The following is a 24003-nucleotide window of genomic DNA, read 5'->3' on the forward strand; positions in this document are numbered from 1 at the left end:
CAGGAAATGTAACACGTTCTAATTTGGGTCCGTGGCCCTGAACATAGCTGATCTAGCCGAGCACGCCATCGACGCCGTGCCAGACCGCGTCGCCTTCATTTGTGGTGACGACAAAATCACCTTCGCGGAGTTGGAGGAGAAGGCGAACCGCTTCGCGCACTACCTCCTCGACCATGGCGTCAAGAAAGACGACAAGGTCGGGTTGTACTGCCGCAACCGCATCGAGATCGTCATCGCGATGCTGGGCACCATCAAGGCGGGCGCAATCCTGGTCAACGTCAACTTCCGCTATGTCGAGGGCGAACTGCGGTACCTGTTCGAGAACTCCGACATGGTCGCGCTGGTGCACGAACGGCAGTACGCCGACCGGGTCGCCAACGTGCTGCCCGAGACGCCGAACGTCAAGACGATCCTGGTGGTCGAAGACGGTTCCGACCTCGACTACCAGCGCTACGGCGGCGTCGAGTTCTACCAGGGCATCGCGGAGAGCTCGCCGGAGCGGGACTTCGGTGAGCGCAGCGAGGATGACATCTACCTGCTCTACACCGGTGGGACCACCGGCTTCCCCAAGGGCGTGATGTGGCGCCACGAGGACATCTATCGAGTTCTGTTCGGCGGCACCGACTTTGCCACCGGTGAGTTCGTCAAGGACGAATACGACCTGTCCCGGGCGGCCGGGGAGAACCCGCCGATGGTGCGCTATGCGATCCCGCCGATGATTCACGGCGCCACCCAGTCGGCGACCTGGATGTCCATCTTCTCGGGCCAAACCACAGTGCTGGCACCGGAATTCGACGCCGACGAAGTGTGGCGCACCATCCACGAGCACAAGGTGAACCTGCTGTTCTTCACCGGGGACGCCATGGCGCGGCCGTTGCTCGATGCGCTGCAGGCCGCCCTGGACAGCGGCCGGGAATACGACCTCTCGTCGCTGTTCCTGCTGGCCAGCACCGCAGCGCTGTTCTCGACCAGCCTCAAGGAGAAGCTGCTCGAACTGTTGCCCAACCGGGTCATCACCGATTCGATCGGTTCCTCGGAGACCGGCTTCGGTGGCACCAGCATCGTGGCCAAGGGTGAGCACCACAACGGTGGTCCGCGGGTCACCATCGACCATCGGACCGTCGTGCTCGACGAGGACGGCAACGAGGTCAAGCCCGGATCCGGCGTGCGAGGCGTTATCGCCAAGAAGGGCAACATCCCGGTCGGCTACTACAAGGACGAGAAGAAGACTGCCGAGACGTTCAAGACCTACAACGGCGTGCGCTACGCGATCCCCGGCGACTATGCCGAGGTCGAGGCGGACGGCTCGGTGACGATGCTGGGCCGCGGCTCGGTGTCGATCAACAGCGGCGGCGAAAAGATCTACCCCGAAGAGGTAGAGGCCGCGCTCAAGGGCCATCCGGATGTTTTCGACGCCCTGGTGGTCGGTGTGCCCGACCCGCGCTTCGGCAACCATGTCGCCGCCGTCGTCGCTCCGCGCAAGGGAGCCCGCCCGTCGCTGGCCGATCTGGATGTGTTCGTGCGCAAGGAGATTGCCGGCTACAAGGTGCCGCGCAGCCTGTGGATCGTCGACGAGGTCAAGCGTTCCCCGGCCGGCAAGCCGGACTACAAGTGGGCCAAGGATCAGACCGAGCTTCGCCCGGCCGACGAGGTTCACGCCAAGCACGCGGGAGCCGCGAGCTGATGCACACCGAGCTCTGCGATCGCTTCGGCATCCAATACCCGATATTCGTCTTCACCCCGTCGGAGAAAGTGGCCGCCGCGGTCACCCGGGCCGGCGGCATGGGAGTCCTGGGGTGCGTGCGGTTCAACGACCCCGACGACCTCGAAGCCGTCCTGCAATGGATGGACGCCAATACCGACGGCAAACCGTACGGCGTCGACGTGGTGATGCCGGCGAAGGTGCCCACCGAAGGCACCGCTGTGGACATCGACAAGCTGGTGCCCGAGGCGCATCGGGACTTCGTCGCCAAGACGCTGGCCGACCTCGGTGTGCCGCCACTTCCCGACGACGCCGCTCGTAGCCAGGGGACCCTGGGCTGGCTGCACTCCATCGCGCGCAGTCACGTCGAGGTTGCGCTGCGGCATCCGATCAAGCTGATCGCCAACGCGCTGGGATCGCCGCCCAAGGACGTCATCGACGAAGCACACGCCGCCGGCGTTCCGGTGGCGGCCCTGGCCGGTTCGGCCAAGCACGCGCAACGCCATGCCGACAACGGTGTCGACATCGTCATCGCACAGGGGCACGAGGCGGGTGGACACACCGGCGAGATCGGCTCGATGGTGCTGTGGCCGGAGATCGTGGAAGAATTAGCCGCGGTTTCGCCTCAAACTGCCGTGCTCGCCGCCGGCGGAATCGGCACCGGCAGGCAGGTGGCGGCGGCGCTGGCTCTTGGCGCACAGGGTGTTTGGATGGGATCGGCGTTCCTGACCGCCGAGGAGTACGACCTCGGCGTGCGCAGCGGCGAGGGACCGTCGGTGATCCAGCAGGCGCTGCTGGGGGCGACGTCCGCCGACACCGTGCGCCGGCGGATCTACTCCGGCAAGCCAGCCCGGCTGCTCAAGAGCCGGTGGACCGACGCCTGGGACGCCGAGGGCGCACCCGACCCGCTGCCGATGCCGCTGCAGAACGTCCTCGTCAGCGAGGCGCATCAGCGGATGAGCGCGTCGGCGGATCCGACCACCGTCGCGATGCCGGTCGGTCAGATCGTGGGCCGGATGAACGAGATCCGTCCGGTCGCCGACATCATCGCCGAACTGGTCACGGGCTTCGAGTCGGCGACCCGGAAACTGGACACGATCCGCGACAGCTGAGCCGGGTGCGCGTCTACAGTCGAACGCGATGACGATCGACGTGTGGATGCAGCATCCCACTGCGCGGTTTCTGGCCAGCGAGTTCCTTGCGTCGCTGCGCCGCTGGACCGGCGGGCAGATTCCCGAGGGCGAACTGCCCATCGAGTCGACTCTTGAATCGATGGACGTTGCCGGTGTCGACATCGGCCTGTTGAGCGCCTGGCGCGGCCCCCACGGCCAGGACCTGGTGTCCAACGACGAGGTCGCCGAGTGGGTTCGCCGGCATCCGACGCGGTTCGCGGGGCTGGCCGCCGTGGATCTCGACCGACCGATGACCGCGGTCCGCGAACTACGCCGACGGGTGCGGGACGAGGGTTTCGTGGGCCTGCGAGTGGTGCCGTGGCTATGGGGCGCACCGCCGACGGATCGTCGCTATTACCCACTGTTCGCCGAATGCGTCGAACTCGGCGTGCCGTTCTGTACCCAGGTGGGCCACACCGGTCCATTGCGTCCCTCGGAAACGGGGCGGCCGATTCCTTACATCGATGAGATAGCCCTGGACTTCCCCGAACTCACCATCGTCTGCGGACACGTCGGGTATCCCTGGACCGAGGAGATGGTCGCGGTCTGCCGCAAGCACGAGAATGTCTACATCGATACCTCGGCCTACACCTCCCGGCGCTTACCGAAGGAGCTCGTGACCTTTATGAAGACAGGCACCGGCGCGCGGAAAGTGTTGTTCGGCACCAACTATCCGATGATCGGGCACGCTCACGCGCTGGACGGCCTCGACGAACTCGAGCTGCCCGAATCGTCCTGCTCAGCGTATCTGCACGACAACGCCGCGCGGGTTTTCGCCAAGATCGGGAATCTCGCCGCATGAACGGCGCACAGGCACTGATCTCAACCCTGGTCGACCACGGTGTGCGGGTGTGCTTCGCCAACCCCGGTACATCGGAGATGCACTTCGTCGCCGCGTTGGACACCGTGCCGCAGATGCGCGGTGTGTTAACCCTTTTCGAAGGCGTCGCCACCGGCGCCGCCGACGGATACGCCCGCATCGCCGACGAGCCCGCCGCGGTCTTGCTGCACCTGGGCCCGGGCCTGGGCAACGGCCTGGCCAACCTGCACAACGCACGACGGGCGCATGTCCCAGCGGTCGTGGTCGTCGGTGACCACGCCACCTATCACAAGAAATACGACGCGCCGCTGGAGTCCGACATCGATTCGGTGGCCAAGACCGTGTCGGGCTGGGTGCACCGAACCATGGCGGTCGCCGACGTAGCCGCCGATACCGCGGCGGCCATCGCATCCGCGCGCGCCCACCGGCACATCGCCACACTGATCCTGCCCGCGGATGTCTCGTGGGATGAGGGCGCATCAGGCGTGAAAGAGGTTGCGGCACAGCCGGCCGCGGTCCTTCACGAGGCCGAGCAGATCGAGTCGGCGCTACGCTCGGGTGAGCCGACGGTGATCATGGTCGGTGGTGACGCCACCGGGGCCGACGGCCTGTCTGCGGCGGTCAGACTCGCCCAGGCGTGCGGATCGCAGGTGTTGTGCGAGACGTTCCCGACGCGCCTGGAGCGCGGGGCCGGTCTGCCTGCTGTCGAACGGCTCGCCTACTTCGCCGAAGCGGCGACCGCCCAGCTCGCCGGGGCCCGACATCTGGTGCTGGCGGGCGCGCCGCACCCGGTGTCGTTCTTCGCCTATCCCGGCAAGCCGAGTGACCTGGTGTCCGAGGGCTGTGCGGTCCACACGTTGGCCGGGCCGGTCGGCGCCAGGGCCGCACTGAGCGCGCTCGCCGACCGGATCGCGCCGGCCGAGACCGCCGCCACCGCCGAACTGTCGCGGCCGGCGCTGCCGAGCGGTCCGCTCAACGTCATGACCTCAGCCGACGTGATCGGCGCGCTGCTGCCCGAGCGCGCCATCGTCGTCGACGAGTCGAACACGTCGGGAGTCCTTCTGGCGCAAGCGACGTCCGGTGCCCCGGCGCACGACTGGCTGACTCTCACCGGAGGCGCGATCGGCTATGCGCTGCCGGTGTCGGTCGGTGCCGCCGTCGCCGCACCGGATCGCCCGGTGGTCTGTCTGGAGTCCGACGGATCGGCGATGTACACAATCTCGGCATTGTGGACCCAAGCCCGCGAACAGCTCGACGTCACGACCGTCGTCTACGCCAATCGCGCCTACGACATCCTTCGCATCGAGCTGCAGCGGGTCGGTGCCGAGGCGGCGGGGCAGCGGCCGGGTCCCAAAGCGGAGTCACTCCTCGACTTGACCAGTCCGACATTGGATTTCGTTCGCATCTCCAAAGGTATGGGGGTTCCGGCTCGCCGGGTCGGCACCGCCGAGGAATTCGCCGACGCGCTGCGGTGGGCTTTCGACGAGCCGGGCCCCCACCTGATCGAGGCGGTCATGCCGTCGATCACCGGCTAGAGCCGCTTGGCCACGAAGTCCGCCGCCTGCGCGACCATGCCGTTGCGGGCATACATCGAGTGCGCGGCGCTGTTGCCGCCCTCCAGTGAGCAGATCGGGTCGCCGCCGGCACACAGGTCGATCGTCTTGCCGACGTAGGCAGGGCCGATCGGAACCGACGGTTGGCCGATCGCGGCCATGAACTTCGGCGACGGTTTGCCGAACAGCGCGACCGCGGCGACGTGGTCGGCGACCCCGCCCGGCAACGGTAGGGGCGTGCCGGGTGGGATGGTGTAGCCGCCGGGTATCGCGTCCGCGGTGACGAAACCGACCACGGCCGCGCCCTGGGAGTAGCCGCCCAGCACGAGCTTGGTGTTCGGACAGTTCGCGGCCACGGTGGCAACCTGCGTGCTGCCGTCCACCACACCTTGGACGCCCGTGGGGAAGTCGGTGCTGGCCGGATAGTCCACCGCGGACACGTCAACGGTCTTCGTGCCGAGCTCGTCTCGCAGTGCGTCGACGAATGCCTGCCCGGTTCGCCCGATGCCCGGCGCTTCGGTGGTTCCACGCGCGAAGACCACCTGGACGTCAGGACACGCCGCGGCGTGCGAGACCGGCGAAACCACGAGGCCCCCGGCGGCCGCGATCAGCGCGACAGCGAGGTTGACACACTTCATTCCCGGAACGGTTCCCGGTCAGCGCGGTATCTCAAACACCGGGTCGTCGCACTCGAGTGCCTGCGCCGACAGCCTGCGCTTGATGATCTTGAACGTCTCGGTGCGCGGCAAAGACGTGCTGACCCGCACGAATGACGGCCACTGCTTGGGTCCGAGATCGGCTTGGGCGGTCAGGAACTCCCGGAATTTGTCCACATCGAACGTCGCGTCCTCGGGCATGACCAGCGCGGCCATCACCCGGTCACCGACCGCGGGGTCGGGGATGGCGTACACCGCCGCCTCGGTCACGTCGGGATAGCGCATCAGCACCCGCTCGATCGGCGCGGTGCCCAGGTTCTCGCCGTCGACCCGCATCCAGTCGCCCAGCCGGCCCGCGAAGTGCACGTAGCCGGCGTCGTCGCGGTAGGCCAGATCGCCGCTGTGGTAAACCCCGCCCGTCATGCGCTCCGACTCGGCGTCCGGCGCGTTGTAGTAGCCGCGGAAGTTGCCCGGCCCGGTGAGGTTCACCAGTTCGCCGATGACCCCGGGCGGGCACGGCTCGCCGGTGTCGACATCGACGATCTCCAGACCCTCGGGCAGCGGGCCCAGCGCGCCCTCGGGGGTGTCCGGGGTACGGGCGATGTTGACGCCGCCCTCGGTGGATCCGAATCCGTCGACCACCGTCACTCCGAAACGCTTGGCGAACCGGTCGATGTCGCGTGGCGCGGCTTCGTTGCCGTAGACGATCCGCAGCGGGTTGTCGGCATCGTCGGGGCGCGCCGGGGTGGCCAGGATGTAGGACATCGGTTTACCGACGTAATTCGCGTAGGTCGCGTTGAACCGACGCGCATCCGGGATGAACTGGGAAGCGGAGAACTTGCGGCGCAACGCAATCGAGGCTCCCGCCGCCACCGCGACAGCCCAGCCCGCCATCACCGCGTTGGAGTGGAACAACGGCATCGACAGGTAGCAGGTGTCGGCGGGTCCGAGGCCGAATCGTTCGGACAGCATCACACCCGGGACGGCCACCTTCTCGTGGGTGCACCGCACCGCCTTGGGGTCGCCGCTGGTGCCCGAGGTGAAGATCAGCATGAACAGATCGTCGAACGCCCTGGGCGCGAACGAGACCGGGGATCCGCGGAACCGGGCGAGCTCATCGGCCCACTCCGGCGAACCGACGTCGATGACGGCCATACCCTCCGGTGCGAAGCCGGCGCCGTAGGTCTGCGGACCTACCCCGTCCCCATCGGCGAGGACCAGCTGACAGTCGGCGGTCGCGATGTCCCGCGCCAGTGCCTCACCGCGGCGGGTGGGGTTCAGTCCGACCGGGACCAGTCCGGCCATCGCGGCCGCCACCAGCAGCGACGAGAAGAACGGCGTGTTGCCCAGCAGCACGCCGACGTGCGGGGGCTTGGCCGGATCGAGCCGCGCCGTGCACGCCGCAGCAAGGTCCGCGGCGTCCTGAATATGTTGGCGCCAGGTCGAATACGAGCCGTCGTCGGCGTGGATGCCGCGATCGTCGACGTCAGCCAGCCGCTCCAGCAGGTCGGTGACGGTCGGCTGGCTCAGCGATCCGGTCAAGCCGGCGTGTCGGCCAGCTCACGGCCGATCTGTCGCAGCTGCGCGGTCGCACCGCCCAGCGCGAACTCGATCTGCTTGGCAGTGAGGAAGTAACGATGCACCTGATGATCGACATCGATCCCGACGCCACCATGGACGTGCACGGTGGTGTGGGCGACCCGGTGTCCCGCCTCGGCAGCCCAGAACGCGGCGGTGGCCACTTCGGGGTCGGCAGGCAGGTCCTCCGATAGACGCCAGGAGGCCTGCACCAGCGCCAGCCCGAGGCCCTTGATGTCGATGTAGTCGTCGGCAAGCCGGGCGGAGACCGCCTGGAAGCTGCCGATCGGCCGGTCGAACTGTTCGCGGGTCCGGGCATACTCGGCCGTCAACTCCAGCGCGCGCTCCAACACGCCGAGCTGGAAGGCGGTGTACCCCAACGTCTTGTGGGTGGACAACCACGCGAGCACCTCGGCGTCACCGACGACCCGGTCGGCGCCGACCTCGACGCCGGCGAGGTCGAGCTCACCCGAGCTGTTCAGACCGGTGGTGAGCAGCGACGTCACCGACACTCCGGCGTCGTCCTTGGCCACCAGGAAGACCTTTGTGCCGGAATCGGTTTCAGCGGGAACCAGGAACGCGTCGGCGACCGGACCGAACGGGACCTGGGTACGGGTGCCGGTCAGCCGGAACCCGCCACCGGTGGCGGCGGCCTGCACGGGCCCCTGGCCGAATTCGCCGTCGAGGGCGACGGTCAGGATTTTCTCGCCGGCCACCGCCGGGGCTGCCCACTGCTCGCGCAGTTCCGGTGTTCCGACCCGGCCGAGAGCTCCTGCGCCGAGGACGACCGACTCCAGGTAGGGCACCGCGGCAAGCTGACGGCCCAGCGCCGCCAGGATCGCCGTCTGCTCCAGCACGCCGAACCCCGCGCCGCCCACCGACTCCGGTGCGGCGGTGGACAGGATGTCCGCGTCGATCAGCTTGCGCCACAGTTCGGTGTCGAAGCGCTGCTCGAGGCTGTCCAGCTCACGCTGGTGCTGCGGGGTGCAGACGGCATCGACGATGGTGCCGACGAGACCCGAAAGATCTTGTGCTGCTTCTGTTCTGGTGAAATCCATGTTGGTCCTAAGTCTTCTCGGGTCGTGTCAGCGGTTGACTCGGGGCAGGCCCAGGGCGACCATGCCGATGATGTCGCGCTGGATCTCGTTGGTACCGCCACCGAAGGTGAGGATCAGGGCCGCGCGGTGCATCCGCTCGATCCGGCCGCGGAGCAGGGCGCCGGGCGAATCTTGGCGCAGGGTGGCTGAGGGGCCGAGGATCTCCATCAGCAACCGGTAGGCCTCGGTGGCCAGTTCGGTACCGAAGACCTTGGCCGCAGACGCATCGGCGGGGCTCAACGTCCCGCTCTTGGCGGATGCCAGCTCCCAGTTGATCAGCTTGAGGTACTCGCCCTTGGCCAGCACCCGCGCGAGGTTGAGCTGAACCCATTCGGAATCGATGAGGCGGTTGCCGTGGGCGTCCTTGGTGTTCTGTGCCCACTCCCGAACCTGGTTGAGCGCCAGGAAGATCGGCTGGGCCGACACCAGTGCGACCCGCTCGTGGTTGAGCTGATTGGTGACCAGCTTCCAGCCGCCGTTCTCCTCGCCCACCCGGCTGCTCACCGGCACGCGGACATCCTGGTAATAGGTGGCGCTGGTGCCGACGCCGGCCATCGTGTGCACCGGGGTCCAGGAGAAACCGTCGGCGGTGGTCGGCACGATCAGCACCGAGATGCCGCGGTGCTTCTTCGCCTCGGGGTTGGTGCGCACCGCCAGCCAGACGTAGTCGGCGTACTGGATCAGGCTGGTCCACATCTTCTGGCCGTTGACCACGTAGTCGTCGCCGTCGCGCACCGCGGTGGTGCGCAACGCCGCCAGGTCGGTGCCTGCGCCGGGCTCGGAGTAGCCGATCGCGAAGTGCAGATCACCCGAGGCGATCTTCGGCAGGTAGAACTTCTTCTGCTCCTCGGTGCCGAACGCCATGATCGTGGGCGCGACGCTGTTGATCGTCAGGAACGGCACCGGCGCGCCGGCGATGGCCGCTTCGTCGGTGAAGATCAGGGAATCCATCGGGTCGCGGTTCTGACCGCCGTACTCCTCGGGCCAGTTCAGCGTGAGCCAGCCGTCCTTACCCATCTGGGAAACGGTCTCGCGGTAGATGTTGCCGGTGCCGATCTCGCCGCCCGAGGTCGACGTCAATGCTTCCAGGCGTTCCGGCGTCATCAGCTTGCCGAAGTACGAGCGCAGCTCGCGCCGCAGCTCCTCTTGTTCGGGGGTGTAACTGATCCGCATCGACTCGATCCTCCGCTGAAAGTTGCAAGCTGTCGACGACCCGCCGACACTCCTGGTTGTAACACGTTCTAGTCTTGTGGTCCAGCGCCCGTTAGGCCGGGATATGGATCGTTCTGGTCGTATCGTGGTGCTGCGAACGCCCGGGCGTCGGGGTCTGTCAGCCAAGGAGGTTGTCATGCGAGTCGAAGTCGACCGTGATCGTTGTGAAGGTAACGCTGTCTGTGTGGGAATCGCGCCAGACCTGTTCGAACTGGACGACGAGGACTACGTGATCGTGACCAAGGATCCGATCCCCGCCGACCAGGAGGCGCTGGCCGAGCAGTCCATCGCCGAATGCCCTCGCGCCGCACTGACCCGCAAAGACTAGAGGTATTAGTAAGTTGACTGCAGAAGTGACCGGCGACGCCACCGATCTGACCGGACGCGTCGCCGTGGTGACCGGCGCAGCCTCGGGCCTCGGCCGCGCCGAGGCCATCGGGCTGGCCCGCTCCGGCGCGACGGTCGTCGTCAATGACATGGCCAAGGCCCTCGACGAATCCGATGTGCTCGATGAGATCAGTGCCGCAGGCTCCAAGGGCGTCGCGGTGGCCGGCGACATCAGCCAGCGCTCGACGGCCGATGAGCTGGTCTCCTGCGCCGACTCCCTCGGTGGGCTGAGCATCGTCGTGAACAACGCCGGCATCACCCGGGACCGCATGCTGTTCAACATGTCCGACGAGGACTGGGACGCGGTCATCGCGGTGCACCTGCGCGGGCACTTCCTGCTGACCCGCAACGCGGCAACGTACTGGCGCAACCAGGCCAAGGAGAATGGTGGCTCGGTTTACGGCCGGATCATCAACACCACGTCGGAAGCCGGGCTGTCCGGACCGATCGGCCAGGCCAACTACGGTGCCGCCAAGGCCGGTATCACGGCGCTGACGCTGACGGCGTCCCGCGCACTCGGGCGCTACGGTGTGCGGGCCAACGCGATCGCTCCCCGGGCGCGCACCGCGATGACCGCCGACGTGTTCGGCGAGGCTCCTGATCTTGCCGACGGTGAGGTCGATCCGCTGTCGCCCGAACATGTGGTCACGCTCGTACGTTTCTTGGCCTCGCCGGCCTCGGACAAGGTCAACGGACAGGTGTTCGTCGTCTACGGCCCGTCGGTCGCGTTGGTGGCCGCACCGACCACCGAGCAGCAGTTCGATGCCGACGGCTCCGCGTGGGATCCGACAACGCTGGGCGCCGCCATGGGGGCCTACTTTGCTGACCGCGACCCGGAGCGCACGTTCGGCGTGATGGGCCTGCTGCGCGACTGATCGGCCTGACCGGACTACTCGGCCTCACCGGTGACGGGTTTGCCGGCCAGCGCGTCGAGGAAGGACCGGGCCCAACGATCGACGTCGTGGGCCAGCACCTGGCGTCGTAGTGCCCGCATCCGCCGCCGGCCCTCCTCGGCGGTCTGGTTGAGCGCGGCTTCGATGGTGTCCTTGACGCCCTCGAGATCGTGTGGGTTGGTCAGGTAAGCCTGACGGAGTTCCGCTGCGGCGCCGGTGAATTCACTCAAGACCAGGGCGCCTCCGAGATCGCTGCGGCAAGCGACGTACTCTTTGGCGACCAGGTTCATGCCGTCGCGCAGCGGCGTCACCAACATGACATCGGACGCCACGAAGAACGCGATCAATTCCTCGCGCGGTACCGGCCGATGGATGTAGTGCACGACCGGGTGGCCGACTTCGCCGTATTCGCCGTTGATGTGGCCGACCTGCTGCTCGATCTCGTTGCGCAGCACCCGGTAACTCTCCACCCGCTCGCGGCTGGGGGTGGCCAGTTGCACGAGAACGGTGTCGTCGCGCTTCGCGCGGCCCTCCGCGAGCAGCTCGGAGAACGCTTTGAGGCGAACGTCGATGCCCTTGGTGTAGTCCAGCCGATCCACGCCGAGCAGGATCTTGCGCGGGTTGCCGAGCTCGGCGCGCAGTTCCTTCGCCCGCTTGCGGACGTCGCGGTTACGGGCCTTGCTGTCCAGGTCGGCGGAATCGATCGAGATGGGAAAGGCGCCGACCTTCACCGTGCGGAAGCCCAACTGCACTTCGCCGAATCGGGACCGCACTCCCACCGATGCGCGAGAGGTGTTGGCGCCGACCAGCCTTCGCGACAGAAACAGGAAATTCTGGGCGCCACCGGGGAGGTGGAATCCGACGAGGTCGGCGCCGAGCAGACCTTCGATGATCTCGGTGCGCCACGGCATCTGCATGAACAGTTCCACCGGCGGGAACGGAATGTGCAGGAAGAACCCGATGGTCAGATCGGGACGCAGCGTGCGCAGCATCTTGGGGACCAGTTGAAGCTGGTAGTCCTGAACCCACACCGTGGCGCCTTCGGCGGCGGCCCGCGACGTGGCCTCGGCGAAGCGCCGGTTGACCTCGACATAACGATCCCACCACTCGCGGTGGTAGATCGGCTTGACGATCACATCGTGATACAGCGGCCACAGCGTGGCGTTGGAGAAACCCTCGTAATACTCGGCGACGTCCTCGGCAGACAGACGCACCGGGACGAGCTGCATGTCATCCTCGACGATGGGTTCCTCGGGCCCGTCGACGATGCCCGGCCAGCCGATCCACGCGCCGCGCTGACGACGCAGCAATGGCTCCATCGCGGTGACCAGACCGCCCGGGCTGCGCTTCCACGTCACGCTGCCGTCGGGCAGCCGCTCCATGTCGATCGGCAGCCGGTTGGCGACCACCACGAAATCAGAATCTCCGGAGCGGGCGGCGTCCTTGCCCCCGGCCACCGGTTACGCCTCGAGCTTTGAGGGTCCAATGCCGAGCATCGACAGGAAGACCCGGCACTCGTCGGCGTCATTCGCATAGGCCGCGACGACGCGACGGGCCTGGCGCGCCGTGCTGTCGGCCAGCGGCTCGACATCGTCGATATCCGTGGGATTTGTTTTTGCAGGCATTGCTCAACCTTAGCGAAGGGGCTTTGAGCCGCTACGGGCTCGAGGAAATGGTCGACCTGGGCTGGACGGCGACTTCGTCCTGGCTGGTCTCGTAGCAGGCCGCCGACTCCCAGTAGCCGGTGCACGGCGTGCCGTTGATGTTGGGGACAAGGTCGGCGCCGATCCCGGTGTCGTAGGTCGACGTCACGTCCTGGGTAGTGCGCGGCTGGAGATCGTCGAACGCCTGATCACCGTTGGTGGTCGCGACCGGGGTCATGGTGGGTGTGCAGTTCCCGGTCGACGGGTCCAGCGACTCGCCCGATTGGCAACCCGCCGAACCGCCCGGTTGGGTATCCACCGGCTGGGGCACCGGCACCGGCTGCGGCCCGGGAATCCCACCCTCGCCTTCCGCCTGCGCCAGTGGAGCTGTGGCCACCGCGAGCGCGAAAACGCTCGCGGTGAGCAGCTTTGTCACCCAGGTGAAGTGGATCGGCATCGTTGCCCTCTCTGATCTGCTCCCTGACTACGGGCTGGACGAAATGCTCGAGTGCGGAGACACGGCCGGAACCTGGTTCTCCTGCAGCCCGATGCACTGGCCGGTGTTGGCGCCGGTGCACGGGATCCCCTGGACCTCGGGGAGGCTGCTGGAGTCGCCCGGCGTCGAGTACGTGACGTTACCGCCGCCGCTGGAGGGCGTGGGGTAATTGCCGCCCGGCTGGTTGGGCACAAGCTCCGGAATGCACTGGTCGGTGTAGAGATCCTCGGACTCGCCGGCAGGGCATGCCATCACCGGACCCATCGGAGCGCCCGACGGCGCAGCGAAGAACGCAACCGCGGGCGCGGCCGCGATGGTGATGCTGAACCCGCCGGCGAGGAGGATGCGGCGGCCGACTGAGGAGGAAATCGCCATACTTCACGCTTTCTTGAGAAGTTGACGGAGTTCCGAAGTCGGCCCTCCGTTTTTACGGACTGACGGTCGAGCGGGGTTGAACCGCAGGAGCCTGCTGCTCTTGCTGCAATCCTATGCACTGACCGGTGTTTGCGCCTGTGCAAGGGATGCCCTGGACCTCGGGAAGGCCGCCCTGCGGGCCGGCGTTGGGCGCGACCTCACATCCGCCGGTCGCCGGATTGACGGCCTGACCGGCGGGACACGCGGCCAGCGGAGCGATGGACGGAACGGCGACGACGGTCAGCGCGGGGGCTGCCGTCACCGCGAGTGCGAAGCCGCCCGCGAGGGCCAGGCGCCGAGTCGCATTCTTCAAATTAGCCATGAGTGTGCCTTCTGTTCGGTTTGCTGAGTGACCGTGTGGGGCAGTGTATGGCTGCCACCTGGGTCCCGCAGTTGTTCGGCCGTTTTATCGAAACCGAATGCCGGGCTGTTACACCGGGGTCAATATTCGGAGGCGAAGAATTCCGGTCCGGCTCAAGCGCTGATCAACCCATGCGATGACGGTCGGGGGAAATGTGAGTTCCGGAATATCGGGAGGCCGGGCCGGCGGACCCGAGTTTGCGTTCCGACAGGCATTGCCCGTGGATTTTCGCCGGCCTGTCGGGTTCCGCGGAAGGCCGGGCAGGGCGTGTGCGGATGTTCGCTGGAGGCGATGGTGGGACGGCCTCTATGCCGTGACGTGCCGCCGTGGTTCTATACGTAGAACCTGTTTCAGTTTTGTGTGAGGAGTCGGCGTGCAGCTCTCGTTCGAGGATCGGACGTACCTGGTCACCGGTGGTGGCAGTGGTATCGGCAAGGGTGTGGCGGAAGAGCTGGCCAAGGCCGGCGCCAACGTCATGATCGTTGGCCGCGGAGCCGATCGGCTGGCCGCAACCGCCGAGGAGATCAACGCCGCCGCGCCGAACGGCAGTGTCCGCTACGAGCCCGCCGACGTCACCAACGAGGACCAGATCGCCGCGGTGGTGGATGCCGCCACGGCGTGGAACGGCCGACTGCACGGCGCGGTGCACTGTGCCGGTGGGTCGCAGACCATCGGCCCCATCACCCAGATGGACTCCGAAGCCTGGCGCGCCACGGTGGACCTCAACATCAACGGTTCGATGTACGTGCTCAAGCATTCGGCTCGGCAGATGGTGCGCGGCGGCGGCGGGTCCTTCGTCGGAATCTCGTCGATCGCGTCCAGTAACACCCATCGGTGGTTCGGGCCGTACGGCGTCACCAAGTCGGGTCTGGACCACCTGATCCAGCTGGCCGCCGACGAACTGGGGGCGTCCTGGGTGCGCGTCAACGGCATTCGGCCCGGCCTGATCCGGACCGAACTGGTGCAGATGGTGCTCGATTCACCCGAAATCAGCGGGGACTACGCCGAATGCACGCCGCTGCCGCGCCCCGGTGAGGTCTCCGACGTCGCGAACGCGACACTGTTCCTGCTCAGCGACGCCGCCCAGTGGATTACCGGACAGATCATCGGCGTCGACGGCGGGCAGAACCTGCGCCGCGGGCCGGACTACTCGGCGATGCTCGAGCCGGCCTTCGGCGCCGACGGGCTACGCGGAGTGGTCTGAGGCTGCTGCGTCGCGCGCCGCGAGGCTGCCGACCGCAGACCAATCCAGGTGATCGCCCCCGGCGGCCAGTAGACGCAGGAACCGGTCGCGCAGCAGGCTGGCGATCGGCAACGGCACCCGCAGCTCCTCGGCGGCGGCCAGAACCAATCCGATGTCCTTGTGCCCCAACGGCGCAGCGAATCCGGCGGGCTCGAACTGCTCGCTGGCGATGAGTCCGCCGTAGGTTTTGTACACCGGCGCCGAGAACAACGTCGAGGTCAGGATCTCCAGATACTGATGCTTGTCGACCCCGCCGCGGTCCACCAGTGCCATGGCCTCCCCGAGGGACTCGATCACCGAGCCGATCAGGAAATTGCCGCTGAGCTTCACCAGGTTGGCGGCCGACGGGTCCTCCGACACCACGAACGTGCGCTGGCCGATCGCATCGAAGACGGGCGTCGCCGCGGTCACGGTGTCGGATGGGCCCGCGGCGACGACGAACAGCGCCGCCGCCGCGGCAGCCTCCGGACGGCCGAATACCGGAGCCGAGACGAATTTCTGGCCGGCGGCGGCGTGGGCTTCGGTGAGGCGTTTCGACAGGGCGACGCTGATCGTGCTGGAAGAGATGTGCACGGTGTCCGGTCCGGCCGAGCCGATGATGCCGTCGTCGCCGAATGTCACCGCAGTCACCGCGTCGTCATGGGCGAGCATCGTCAGCACGACCTCGCCGCGGCACGCGTCGGACACGCGCTCGGCGGGTCGGGCCCCGACCGCCGCCAACTCGTCCACCTTCGCTCGGGATCGGTTGTAGACGGTCACGTCGTGGCCGGCCTTGATCAGATTCGCGGCCATGCCGGCGCCCATGTTTCCCAGCCCGATGACTCCGATGCGCATAGCACCCAAGTTAGTTGACTCGGGACGGGTCTCAATTCACGCAGGGCACCTTGCCACCGTCGATCGGTGCGCCCTGGTCCGGAGTAGGCGTGATCGTCATCTCCGACCAGCTGTGGGTCGTCGAGGTTGCGACGGTGTCCTCGGTCTGCGGCTGCTCCAGGGGTAGGTCGTAGCCCTGGCCGAGAACGACCCGGATGTGGTCGGCGGCCACCGCTCCCGTGGCCTGCGGGGCGTTGTCCACACCGAGCAGCGTGGCCACCGACTGGGCATCGGTCTGAGCGCCGGCGCCGTAGGTGATCACCGTGTCGATGGGCTCGCCTGACTCGCGGTCCCGGACCTCGCTGATCGTGAACTCGTGCTTGCCGAGCAGGCTTGCCGCCTGCGAGGCCAGCCCAGAGGTGTCGCTCGCGTTGACGATGCTGACGACGGTGTGCGGATTGGGCGGCGGAAGTGGTTGTGGCGCGGCGGTAGTGGTCGCCGACGCCGAATCGCCGCCGATGGCTTTGGCGATCTCGGCGCGGATCTTCGCCGGGTCGACGATGTTGACGTCCTGGCCGTTGATGTTGTCGTAGCGCACCACCGGCAGAGTTCGGAACTCGACGTCGCCCCCGGCCAGTGCCGCCATCCTGCGGAACTGGTCCTCACCCCATCCCTGCGACAACACGATGTCCTGGCGTGCGACGTCCATCAGGCGCTTGAACTTGTCCAGATCGGTGAACGAGCCCGACTGTTGCAGCTCGTGCGAGACCGACAGGAGGAAGGCCTGCTGGCGATGGGTGCGGTCGAGATCGCCGTTTTCCAGCCCGTGTCGCTGCCGCACGAACGCCAGTGCCTGCTCTGCATTGAGTCGCTGCGGGCCCGCCGGGAAATTGGCGCCGGAGTAGTCGTCGTGTACGGCGTGATTGAGGCAGACGTCCACGCCGCCGAGGCTGTCCGCCAGGTGGTAGAAGCTCGCGAGGTTGACCTCGGCGAAGTAGTCGATGGGCTGGCCGGTGAGATTGCGCACGGCGCGGATGGTCGCCTTGCGGCCGGCTTCCCGCCCGGCGCGCTCGAGTTCCTTGCGGTCGCCGATGCCCTCGTCGGCCAGCTTCTGCTCGGTCTGGAACTTCGTGAGCCCGTAGGCCTCCTTGATCTTGATGTGGCTGTAGCCCTTGATCCCGCTGACGGCGACGTAGTCGTCTCGGGGGATGGAGAACGCGACGACATGGTCGTCGGCGCTGATATGGACCAGGATCAGGGTGTTGGTGTTGTAGCCGCCCGAGTCGGAGTCGCCGGCGTGGAGTTTGTCGAGCACCTCGTCGGGCAGCTCGTTGCCGTCCTGGTCTTTTCGCGAATCCAGCCCGATCAGCAGGATGTTCATCGCGCCACCACTGGACCGCGGCTCGTCGGAGCCGAGCGCCTGCGACACCGTTATCCCGCTGAGCAGTCCGTGTGCTTGCGAGTACGCCAGCCCGGTGAGCGTCACCACCACCACCGATGCCAGTCCGATCACGGTTCGGGTGAGGATGCGCAGTGTCCGCCGGCCGGTGTTGGACCGCTCTCGATGACGGCCGCGGCGGTTGCCCGCGGCGGCCGCTCGTGAGGGCGGCGACGGATCCATGATCGACAGTATGCGGGCAATTGCTGGCGAGGCCCCAGCTAGGCCGAGTGGCCCAGGGCGGCCGGCACGGTCCCGTCCACTGCGATTTCGGCGCGCACATCGTCGCTGAGCGAACGACACCGCGCCGAAGTCGCAGGCCTTGCACTGCCCGCTATGCTGAGCACATGCTTAGCATGACCAGCTGTGGCGGCCGCCGATGAAGCCGGCGCCCTTCGACTATCACCGGCCCGACAGCGTCGCCGCGGCGACGCAGATGCTCAGCGAATTCGGCGACGACGCCAAACTCCTCGGTGGCGGACAGAGCCTGGTTCCGATGCTGTCGATGCGCCTGGCGTTCTTCGACCACCTGATCGACATCTCCCGCCTCGACGAGATGAAGGGCGTCAGGGCCGAGGGCGACTCCCTGTGGATCGGCGGTGGCACCACCCACGCCGTGGTCGGGTCCGACGAGCGGGTGCGCACACGCGTGCCGCTGCTGACCAGGGCCACGCCGCTGATCGGGCACTTCCAGATTCGCAGCCGGGGCACCATCGGTGGGTCGATCGCCCACGCCGACCCGGCCGCCGAGTACGGCGCCGTCGCCCTCGCACTCGATGCCACGGTCGAGGTGGTGTCGGCATCCGGGCGGCGCGAGATCCCGGCCGGCGAATTCTTCGCCGGTGTGTGGGAGACCGCGATGGAGGCCGACGAGGTGCTGGTTGGTCTGCGATTCCCGGTCTGGTCCGGCCGGTGCGGCTTCGCGGTGGAGGAATTCGCCCGCCGCCATGGCGATTTCGCGATCGCCGGTGCCGTGGCCGCGGTCGAACTCGACCACGACGACAAGGTCCGGCGCAGCGCCATCGGGCTGCTGGGACTGTCCGCCACACCGAGGCGGGCGTCGGCCGCCGAGGCGGCGATCACCGGCCGCCCGGTCGGCGACATCACCGCGGAAGAGATCGGTGAGCTCGCGATGAGTGGGCTCGACGACATCCCGGCCGACCTGCAGGGTTCGGCGAACTACCGGCGAAAAGTCGGGGCGTCGATGGCCGCACAAGCCTGGCGCGCGGCGGTCAAGGAGGCTTTCGATGCATGAACGTCCGATCCGGTTGTCCGTCAACGGAACTTCGTATGAGGCAACCGTCGAGCCGCGGCTGACCTTGGCCGACTTCCTGCGCGAGCGCTGCGGCCTGACCGGAACACACCTGGGATGCGAGCACGGCTCGTGCGGCGCCTGCACGGTGTTGCTCGACGGGGCCGCGGTGCGGTCGTGCCTGGTGTTCGCGGTGCAGGCCGAGGACTCTGAGGTCTCCACCGTCGAAGGGGTGGCCTCGGCCGACGGTGAGCTGTCACCGGTACAGGCCGCCCTGCGTGACTGTCACGGGCTGCAATGTGGTTTTTGCACACCGGGATTCGTCATGTCGATCACCGCGCTGCTGCGAGACAACCCTCATCCCACCGATGAGGAGATCCGCGAGGGCCTGTCCGGCAACTTCTGTCGCTGCACCGGCTATCAGGGCATCGTCAACGCGGTGCACCAAGCAGCGGAAAGTGGCGCGGCCGCAACCTAATCGGTTGCGGCCGCCTCGATCAGCGCGACGATCTGTGAGGGCGTGGCAGGCAGCGTCGTAACCGTCACCCCGAGCGGGGCCAGGGCATCGTTGATCGCGTTGATCACCGCCGGGGTCGAGCCGATGGCACCGCCCTCGCCGCATCCCTTGTAACCGCCGACGCCCGGGCTGGGCACCTCGACATGCCCGTATTCGATCGGCGGTACCTCGGTCGCGGTCGGCAGCAGGTAGTCGACGAACGTGGTGGACAACGGGTTTCCCTCGTCGTCGTACACCAGGTTCTCCAACAATGCCCCGCCGATGCCCTGCACGGTGCCGCCGGCGATCTGCCCCTCGACGATATTGGGGTTGATCATCGGACCGACGTCCTCGCTGACGATGTAGCGGGTCAGAGTTACCCGGCCGGTGGTGACGTCCACCTCGCACGTGCAGGCGTGAGTGGCGTTGGCCCAGTGGATCATCGTCTGCGAGGTGAATCGCGCGGTGGCCTCCAGCGTGGCCGCCATTCCGGGTGCGAGCTGTTGGGGCTCGTAGTAGGACCGATAGGCCAGATCAGCGAAACTGACGCTCTTGGAAGGGTCTTCGCGCGACGCGGCCCGCGAGTTCGCAAGCTCGATATCGGACTCATCTACACCGAGCACATGCGCCGCCATCGCCACCAGCTGGCCACGCAGGATCGTGCCCGCCTCGCTGACCGCGCCTGCGGTCATCGGTCCGCTGCGGCTGCCCTGGGTGCCTGCGCCATACGGCGTCACCGCGGTATCACCCTGAATCGTCGACACGTCGGCGATGTCGGCGCCCAGCGCGTCGGCGGTCAGCTGCACCACGGTGGTCTCGATGCTGTTACCGCTGGAGCCACCGTTGACGTACACGTTGATCTTGCCGGTCGGCTCCATCCGGATGGTGCAGCCCTCGGTGGCCAGGTGTCCCGTCGCCGCACCGGTCGGCTCGATGTAAGCGGAGAATCCGAGACCGAGGTAGCGGCCCTGGGCCAATGCCTCGGCCTGCTCCTTGCGGAAGCCTTCGTGGTCGAGGATCTTGACGGCCTGCTCGAAGGTCTCCATCGGCGCGACGTGGTCATACGGCATGCCGTTGGGGTTGAAGAACGGCATCTCGTCGCGGCGCAGCAGATTCTTGCGGCGCAACTCGACCGGATCGATACCCATCTTGCGGGCTGCGATGTCGAGAAGTATTTCCCGCGTGAGGGTTTCGTATTGCCAGGGCCCGCGGTAGGCGGCCAGGCCGCTGGTGTTGGTGAACACCGTCTTGTAATTGAAGCTCGACTTCGGCACCCGGTAGGGCCCGGGGAAGAACATTCCGATCGCGGCGGTAGTCAGCACCGGGTATGGGGTGGGGTAGGCACCGATGTCCTGGAGGAAATCGATGTCGACGGCCGTGATCGCGCCGTCGGCGTCGAATGCCATCCGCGCGCGGCCGTCGACGTGGCGGGCCTGCCCGGCGGACATAAGGTTCTCCCGGCGATCCTCGATCCACTTCAATGGTGCGGACACCTTGCGGGCCGCCAGCAGGATGCACATGTCCTCGCGCATCGGGACGACCTTCTGGCCGAAGCCACCGCCGGTGTCCCGCGCGATCACCCGCACGCCCTGAGCCGGGATGCCGAGCAGTCGTGCGGCGAAGGCGCGCAATTCGTGCGGGGTCTGGGTGGAGGCCCACACGGTGAGTTCCTGTGTCGCGGCGATCCATTCGACGACCAGGCCGCGGGTCTCGATCGGCACCGGCACATGGGTCTGCTGGTAGATCCGTTCGTCGGCGACATAGGCGGCCGCGGCGAACGCCTCTTCGTCGGGCGGCGCTCCGGCCAGGCCGCCTGCCACATTGTCGGGGTAGGCCTGGTGAACCACCGCGTCGTGCCCCACGGCCTTGGTGAAATCTGCGATCGCGGGCAGCGGGTCGTACTCGACGTCGATCAGTTCGAGGGCGTCTTCGGCGAGGTAGCGGTTCTCGGCGACCACGATCGCAATGGGATCTCCGACGAACTTCACCTCACCCTCGGCCAGCGGCGGGCGGGGGGTGTCGGCGACATCCTTGCCCGCCACCGCGTGCCACGCCTCGTGGACGTCAACGTTCAGATCAGCCGCCGTGAGGACGGCATGGACACCGGGCATGGCAAGGGCCGCCGTGGCATCGATGCTGTTGATCCGGGCATGCGCGAACGGGCTGCGCACGAAGCAGGCGTGCAACATGCCGGGCCGGACAACGTCGTCGACATACGTGCCGTGCCCGGTCAGCAAGCGGGTGTCCTCGACCCGCGGGACACGGGTTCCCGCGTAACGGGTGACTGGTGCGGCCATGGCGTTTCGCTCCAATGCGTCGTCGGCGAGCCGGATCGCGACAGCGCTAAGCAGTCGCTCAGCAGAGCGTACCCAAGGAGGTGCCGGTCGTCATCAACGGTTGGTCATACCGGCTCGGGTAACCGGCACACTCGGCGCAGTGCGGCCAGCCCGTCTGGTGTGCCCGGCCAGTGCTTGGCCAGCGCCTCCGGTCCCGCCGTGCGGGTGACCCAGCGCAGCGCGAGTGCGGTGACGATCACGTCGTCGGCGTAGCCGAGCACCGGAATGAAGTCGGGAATCAGATCGATGGGGGAGGCCAGGAAAATCAGCACGCCGACGAGAACGACGCGGATGCGGCGCGGCAGCTGCCGGTCGGCGGCCAGGCGTCTGAGCAACCGGATCGTGTCGGGAAGCAGCCGAAGCAGATCGGCGATACCGACCTGGTCGGGTTTGGTCACCCACAGGGTGACCGCCAGGACCAGCCACGCCACGACCAGGGCGGTGGCGACCGAGACCGGAATCAGCCACCAGTCGCCCATCACACCGTCCATCTTCGTATCGTCGAAGGATGAACCGATGGCCGACACCGGAACTGCCAGGCCCGGGCCAGGAATCAGTGTGGGATTACCCGCGTCCGCCGCGCCTGGAGCCGTTCGCGGGCACGATCACCGTCGAACTCGGCGGTCGGGTGATCGCGTCCACCACCCGCAGCTGGCGAGTGCTCGAGACCAGTCATCCGCCGACCTACTACCTGCCCCGCGATGCCTTCTCCGACGGTGTCCTGCGCGATGCGCCGGGGGCGTCGATGTGTGAATGGAAAGGTCAGGCGCGCTACTACGACCTGGTGAGCGGCGACGCGGTGGCGTCCAGGGTGGCGTGGACGTATCCCCGTCCGACGCCTCCGTTCGCCGAGATAGCCGGTGCCATCGCGGTGATGGCCAGCATGGTCGACCGGTGCACCGTGGACGGCGAGACGGTCGTGCCCCAACCGGGCGGGTTCTACGGCGGCTGGATCACCAGCCGGGTGGTCGGTCCGTTCAAGGGAATCCCCGGCTCGATGGGGTGGTGAGGTTCGCGCGCGGGCGAAACACGCCTGAAACATGATCGCCGCACCGCCGAAACTTCGCGCCGACATTCTCGTCGGGACCGTCGAAGGAGCCGGACTTTGCAAGCGATCGATCCTGCCGCCACCGCGTGGCTGCTGGCCAGCACAGCGCTCGTCCTGTTGATGACGCCGGGACTGGCCATCTTTTACGGCGGCATGGTCCGCACTACCGGTGTGCTCAACATGATCATGATGAGCTTTATCGCCATTCCCCTCGTCACGGTGGCCTGGCTGCTGTTCGGCTACACGCTGGCGTTCTCCGGAACCAGCCTCGGCGGGGTGCTCGGCGACCTGTCGCACATCGGGATGGCCGGAATCGGCCCCGAGACGGTGCACGGCCAGGTTCCCGAACTGCTCTTCTCCACGTTCCAGCTCAGTTTCGCGATCATCACCGCAGCGCTGATCAGCGGCGCGATCGCCGACCGGGCCAAGTTCGCCGCCTGGATGATATTCGTGCCGGTCTGGTCCATCGTGGTGTACGCCGTTGTCGCGCACTGGGTCTGGGCTCCCGGTGGCTGGCTGTTCAAGCTCGGGGTGCTCGACTACGCCGGCGGCCTGGTCGTCGAGATCGTCTCCGGCGCCTCAGCGCTGGCCCTGGCCCTGGTGTTGGGTCCGCGCATCGGGTTCAAGGTCGACGCGATGCGTCCGCACAACCTGCCCTTCGTTCTGCTGGGCGTCGGACTGCTGTGGTTCGGCTGGTTCGGCTTCAACGCCGGATCCGCGCTCGCTGCCAACGGCACGGCGGCAGCCATCTTCCTCAACACTTTGGTGGCCGGTTGCCTGGGCATGCTCGGCTGGTTGTCGGTCGAGCAGATCCGCGACGGCCGGCCGACGACGTTCGGTGCGGCCTCCGGCGTCGTTGCGGGGCTGGTCGCGATCACACCCTCGTGCGGCACCGTGAACACCCTCGGCGCTGCGATCGTCGGAGTGGCGGCGGGCGTCGTGTGTTCGTTCGCGATCGGCCTGAAATTCCGGTTCGGCTATGACGACTCGCTCGACGTGGTCGGTGTGCACTTCGTCGGCGGTGTGGTCGGCGTGCTGTTGATCGGCTTCCTGGCGACTGCGGTCATGACCGGCGGCCCGCAGGGCCTCCTCTATGGCGGCGGCCTGGCTCAGTTGGGTAAACAGGCGGTCGCGATGGTGGTGGTGGCGGCGTACGCGTTCATCATGTCGTTCGCGCTCGCCAAGCTCATCGATCGGACGATCGGCTTCCGGCTCAGCCCCGAAGACGAGACCGCCGGGGTGGACTTCACCCAGCACGCCGAAACCGCGTACGCCGAGGGCGTTCACGGGCATCAGCCGCTGCGGCGCCCGCTGTTCGGAGACCCGAGGCCGCGATCCGACACCGCCGACGAGGACTGACCGCCCTCGAATTACGCTGCGCCCAAGGCTGTCG

At 67.2% G+C, this 24003-nt stretch carries 24 protein-coding genes; 11 read left to right on the top strand and 13 right to left on the bottom strand.

Features of this window, described 5'->3' with window-relative positions:
• Positions 1-31: 31 nt before the first annotated feature.
• From G6N32_RS02945 to G6N32_RS02960, 4 genes are read left to right on the top strand one after another with little or no spacing between them, the layout of a single operon-like run.
• Positions 32-1684: a medium/long-chain-fatty-acid--CoA/3-oxocholest-4-en-26-oate--CoA ligase gene (locus G6N32_RS02945; protein WP_115317435.1), complete on the top strand. Its 1653-nt coding sequence runs from the start codon at positions 32-34 to the stop codon at positions 1682-1684.
• Complete coding sequence (locus G6N32_RS02950; protein ID WP_115317434.1) at positions 1684-2814, top strand: NAD(P)H-dependent flavin oxidoreductase; 1131 nt, start codon at positions 1684-1686, stop codon at positions 2812-2814. The genes G6N32_RS02945 and G6N32_RS02950 overlap by 1 nt, the downstream gene beginning before the upstream one ends.
• A gap of 28 nt (positions 2815-2842) precedes the next feature.
• Positions 2843-3676, top strand: coding sequence for an amidohydrolase family protein (locus G6N32_RS02955; RefSeq protein ID WP_115317433.1), 834 nt, complete (start codon positions 2843-2845; stop codon positions 3674-3676).
• The gene (locus tag G6N32_RS02960) at positions 3673-5229 is read left to right on the top strand and encodes an acetolactate synthase large subunit (RefSeq protein WP_115317432.1); all 1557 of its coding nucleotides are present in this window, start codon (positions 3673-3675) and stop codon (positions 5227-5229) included. The genes G6N32_RS02955 and G6N32_RS02960 overlap by 4 nt, the downstream gene beginning before the upstream one ends.
• Here G6N32_RS02960 and G6N32_RS02965 read toward each other — a convergent pair.
• From G6N32_RS02965 to G6N32_RS02980, 4 genes are read right to left on the bottom strand one after another with little or no spacing between them, the layout of a single operon-like run.
• Positions 5226-5885 (bottom strand): cutinase family protein, encoded by a 660-nt coding sequence (locus G6N32_RS02965; RefSeq protein ID WP_115317431.1) that lies wholly within the window; start codon positions 5883-5885, stop codon positions 5226-5228. The genes G6N32_RS02960 and G6N32_RS02965 overlap by 4 nt on opposite strands.
• Positions 5886-5903: 18 nt before the next feature.
• Positions 5904-7445 carry a long-chain-fatty-acid--CoA ligase FadD17 gene (fadD17, locus tag G6N32_RS02970; RefSeq protein ID WP_232077458.1) on the bottom strand — a complete coding sequence of 514 codons (1542 nt, stop codon included), beginning with the start codon at positions 7443-7445 and terminating at the stop codon, positions 5904-5906.
• Positions 7442-8539: an acyl-CoA dehydrogenase family protein gene (locus tag G6N32_RS02975; protein WP_115317430.1), complete on the bottom strand. Its 1098-nt coding sequence runs from the start codon at positions 8537-8539 to the stop codon at positions 7442-7444. The genes fadD17 and G6N32_RS02975 overlap by 4 nt, the downstream gene beginning before the upstream one ends.
• A gap of 27 nt (positions 8540-8566) precedes the next feature.
• Positions 8567-9751 carry an acyl-CoA dehydrogenase gene (locus tag G6N32_RS02980; protein ID WP_115317429.1) on the bottom strand — a complete coding sequence of 395 codons (1185 nt, stop codon included), beginning with the start codon at positions 9749-9751 and terminating at the stop codon, positions 8567-8569.
• Positions 9752-9926: 175 nt separating this feature from the next.
• On the opposite strand from G6N32_RS02980, the gene G6N32_RS02985 reads away from it, so the two are divergent.
• Both G6N32_RS02985 and G6N32_RS02990 read left to right on the top strand, forming a co-directional pair.
• The gene (locus tag G6N32_RS02985; protein ID WP_036346341.1) at positions 9927-10118 is read left to right on the top strand and encodes a ferredoxin; all 192 of its coding nucleotides are present in this window, start codon (positions 9927-9929) and stop codon (positions 10116-10118) included.
• Between the two features lie 25 nt (positions 10119-10143).
• On the top strand, positions 10144-11052 hold the full coding sequence (locus G6N32_RS02990; protein ID WP_115317428.1) for a 3-oxoacyl-ACP reductase: 909 nt from the start codon (positions 10144-10146) through the stop codon (positions 11050-11052).
• A gap of 14 nt (positions 11053-11066) precedes the next feature.
• On the opposite strand, the gene G6N32_RS02995 is transcribed toward G6N32_RS02990, so the two are convergent.
• The 5 genes from G6N32_RS02995 to G6N32_RS03010 are packed head-to-tail and all read right to left on the bottom strand — an operon-like array spanning position 11067 to position 13945.
• Entirely contained in the window at positions 11067-12527 is a 1461-nt protein-coding gene (locus tag G6N32_RS02995; protein WP_115317427.1) for an alpha,alpha-trehalose-phosphate synthase (UDP-forming), read from the bottom strand.
• 3 nt (positions 12528-12530) lie between these two features.
• Positions 12531-12695 carry a hypothetical protein gene (locus tag G6N32_RS28430; RefSeq protein ID WP_109751046.1) on the bottom strand — a complete coding sequence of 55 codons (165 nt, stop codon included), beginning with the start codon at positions 12693-12695 and terminating at the stop codon, positions 12531-12533.
• A 31-nt stretch (positions 12696-12726) separates the two neighbouring features.
• Complete coding sequence (locus G6N32_RS03000; protein WP_115317426.1) at positions 12727-13170, bottom strand: hypothetical protein; 444 nt, start codon at positions 13168-13170, stop codon at positions 12727-12729.
• Positions 13171-13197: 27 nt separating this feature from the next.
• Positions 13198-13584 (bottom strand): intersectin-EH binding protein Ibp1, encoded by a 387-nt coding sequence (locus G6N32_RS03005; RefSeq protein WP_115317425.1) that lies wholly within the window; start codon positions 13582-13584, stop codon positions 13198-13200.
• A gap of 52 nt (positions 13585-13636) precedes the next feature.
• Positions 13637-13945, bottom strand: coding sequence for an intersectin-EH binding protein Ibp1 (locus tag G6N32_RS03010; protein WP_115317424.1), 309 nt, complete (start codon positions 13943-13945; stop codon positions 13637-13639).
• 412 nt (positions 13946-14357) lie between these two features.
• Between G6N32_RS03010 and G6N32_RS03015 the strand changes: the two genes are divergently transcribed.
• Positions 14358-15188 (top strand): SDR family oxidoreductase, encoded by an 831-nt coding sequence (locus G6N32_RS03015; protein WP_115317423.1) that lies wholly within the window; start codon positions 14358-14360, stop codon positions 15186-15188.
• On the opposite strand, the gene G6N32_RS03020 is transcribed toward G6N32_RS03015, so the two are convergent.
• Complete coding sequence (locus G6N32_RS03020; RefSeq protein WP_115317422.1) at positions 15171-16061, bottom strand: NAD(P)-dependent oxidoreductase; 891 nt, start codon at positions 16059-16061, stop codon at positions 15171-15173. The genes G6N32_RS03015 and G6N32_RS03020 overlap by 18 nt on opposite strands.
• A gap of 31 nt (positions 16062-16092) precedes the next feature.
• Complete coding sequence (locus tag G6N32_RS03025) at positions 16093-17661, bottom strand: LCP family protein (protein WP_115317421.1); 1569 nt, start codon at positions 17659-17661, stop codon at positions 16093-16095.
• 196 nt (positions 17662-17857) lie between these two features.
• Between G6N32_RS03025 and G6N32_RS03030 the strand changes: the two genes are divergently transcribed.
• Both G6N32_RS03030 and G6N32_RS03035 read left to right on the top strand, forming a co-directional pair.
• A complete protein-coding gene (locus G6N32_RS03030; RefSeq protein ID WP_115317420.1) occupies positions 17858-18733 on the top strand; it encodes an FAD binding domain-containing protein in 876 nt (291 codons plus the stop codon).
• Positions 18726-19208, top strand: a complete 483-nt coding sequence (locus G6N32_RS03035; RefSeq protein WP_115317419.1) for a (2Fe-2S)-binding protein — start codon at positions 18726-18728, stop codon at positions 19206-19208. The genes G6N32_RS03030 and G6N32_RS03035 overlap by 8 nt, the downstream gene beginning before the upstream one ends.
• On the opposite strand, the gene G6N32_RS03040 is transcribed toward G6N32_RS03035, so the two are convergent.
• Together G6N32_RS03040 and G6N32_RS03045 are read right to left on the bottom strand one after the other, a co-directional pair.
• Entirely contained in the window at positions 19205-21523 is a 2319-nt protein-coding gene (locus G6N32_RS03040; protein ID WP_115317418.1) for a xanthine dehydrogenase family protein molybdopterin-binding subunit, read from the bottom strand. The genes G6N32_RS03035 and G6N32_RS03040 overlap by 4 nt on opposite strands.
• Positions 21524-21627: 104 nt before the next feature.
• Complete coding sequence (locus G6N32_RS03045; protein ID WP_163789107.1) at positions 21628-22053, bottom strand: YkvA family protein; 426 nt, start codon at positions 22051-22053, stop codon at positions 21628-21630.
• A 17-nt stretch (positions 22054-22070) separates the two neighbouring features.
• Here G6N32_RS03045 and G6N32_RS03050 point away from each other — a divergent pair, with 17 nt between their 5' ends.
• Complete coding sequence (locus G6N32_RS03050) at positions 22071-22571, top strand: DUF427 domain-containing protein (RefSeq protein WP_115317417.1); 501 nt, start codon at positions 22071-22073, stop codon at positions 22569-22571.
• 96 nt (positions 22572-22667) lie between these two features.
• Positions 22668-23969 (top strand): ammonium transporter, encoded by a 1302-nt coding sequence (locus G6N32_RS03055; RefSeq protein WP_115317416.1) that lies wholly within the window; start codon positions 22668-22670, stop codon positions 23967-23969.
• Positions 23970-24003 lie beyond the last annotated feature (34 nt).

It is taken from the genome of Mycolicibacterium aichiense, assembly GCF_010726245.1.
In the GTDB taxonomy this organism is placed as follows: domain Bacteria; phylum Actinomycetota; class Actinomycetes; order Mycobacteriales; family Mycobacteriaceae; genus Mycobacterium; species Mycobacterium aichiense.

Bases quoted from the DNA above. Each gene is read 5' to 3' on its own strand.
- G6N32_RS02950 (WP_115317434.1), top strand. From the start codon at position 1,684: ATGCACACCGAGCTCTGCGATCGCTTCGGCATCCAATACCCGATATTC.
- G6N32_RS02955 (WP_115317433.1), top strand. From the start codon at position 2,843: ATGACGATCGACGTGTGGATGCAGCATCCCACTGCGCGGTTTCTGGCC.
- G6N32_RS02960 (WP_115317432.1), top strand. From the start codon at position 3,673: ATGAACGGCGCACAGGCACTGATCTCAACCCTGGTCGACCACGGTGTG.
- G6N32_RS02965 (WP_115317431.1), bottom strand. From the start codon at position 5,885: ATGAAGTGTGTCAACCTCGCTGTCGCGCTGATCGCGGCCGCCGGGGGC.
- G6N32_RS02975 (WP_115317430.1), bottom strand. From the start codon at position 8,539: ATGGATTTCACCAGAACAGAAGCAGCACAAGATCTTTCGGGTCTCGTC.
- G6N32_RS02980 (WP_115317429.1), bottom strand. From the start codon at position 9,751: ATGCGGATCAGTTACACCCCCGAACAAGAGGAGCTGCGGCGCGAGCTG.
- G6N32_RS02985 (WP_036346341.1), top strand. From the start codon at position 9,927: ATGCGAGTCGAAGTCGACCGTGATCGTTGTGAAGGTAACGCTGTCTGT.
- G6N32_RS28430 (WP_109751046.1), bottom strand. From the start codon at position 12,695: ATGCCTGCAAAAACAAATCCCACGGATATCGACGATGTCGAGCCGCTG.
- G6N32_RS03000 (WP_115317426.1), bottom strand. From the start codon at position 13,170: ATGCCGATCCACTTCACCTGGGTGACAAAGCTGCTCACCGCGAGCGTT.
- G6N32_RS03005 (WP_115317425.1), bottom strand. From the start codon at position 13,584: ATGGCGATTTCCTCCTCAGTCGGCCGCCGCATCCTCCTCGCCGGCGGG.
- G6N32_RS03010 (WP_115317424.1), bottom strand. From the start codon at position 13,945: ATGGCTAATTTGAAGAATGCGACTCGGCGCCTGGCCCTCGCGGGCGGC.
- G6N32_RS03020 (WP_115317422.1), bottom strand. From the start codon at position 16,061: ATGCGCATCGGAGTCATCGGGCTGGGAAACATGGGCGCCGGCATGGCC.
- G6N32_RS03025 (WP_115317421.1), bottom strand. From the start codon at position 17,661: ATGGATCCGTCGCCGCCCTCACGAGCGGCCGCCGCGGGCAACCGCCGC.
- G6N32_RS03030 (WP_115317420.1), top strand. From the start codon at position 17,858: ATGAAGCCGGCGCCCTTCGACTATCACCGGCCCGACAGCGTCGCCGCG.
- G6N32_RS03035 (WP_115317419.1), top strand. From the start codon at position 18,726: ATGCATGAACGTCCGATCCGGTTGTCCGTCAACGGAACTTCGTATGAG.
- G6N32_RS03040 (WP_115317418.1), bottom strand. From the start codon at position 21,523: ATGGCCGCACCAGTCACCCGTTACGCGGGAACCCGTGTCCCGCGGGTC.
- G6N32_RS03045 (WP_163789107.1), bottom strand. From the start codon at position 22,053: ATGGACGGTGTGATGGGCGACTGGTGGCTGATTCCGGTCTCGGTCGCC.
- G6N32_RS03050 (WP_115317417.1), top strand. From the start codon at position 22,071: ATGAACCGATGGCCGACACCGGAACTGCCAGGCCCGGGCCAGGAATCA.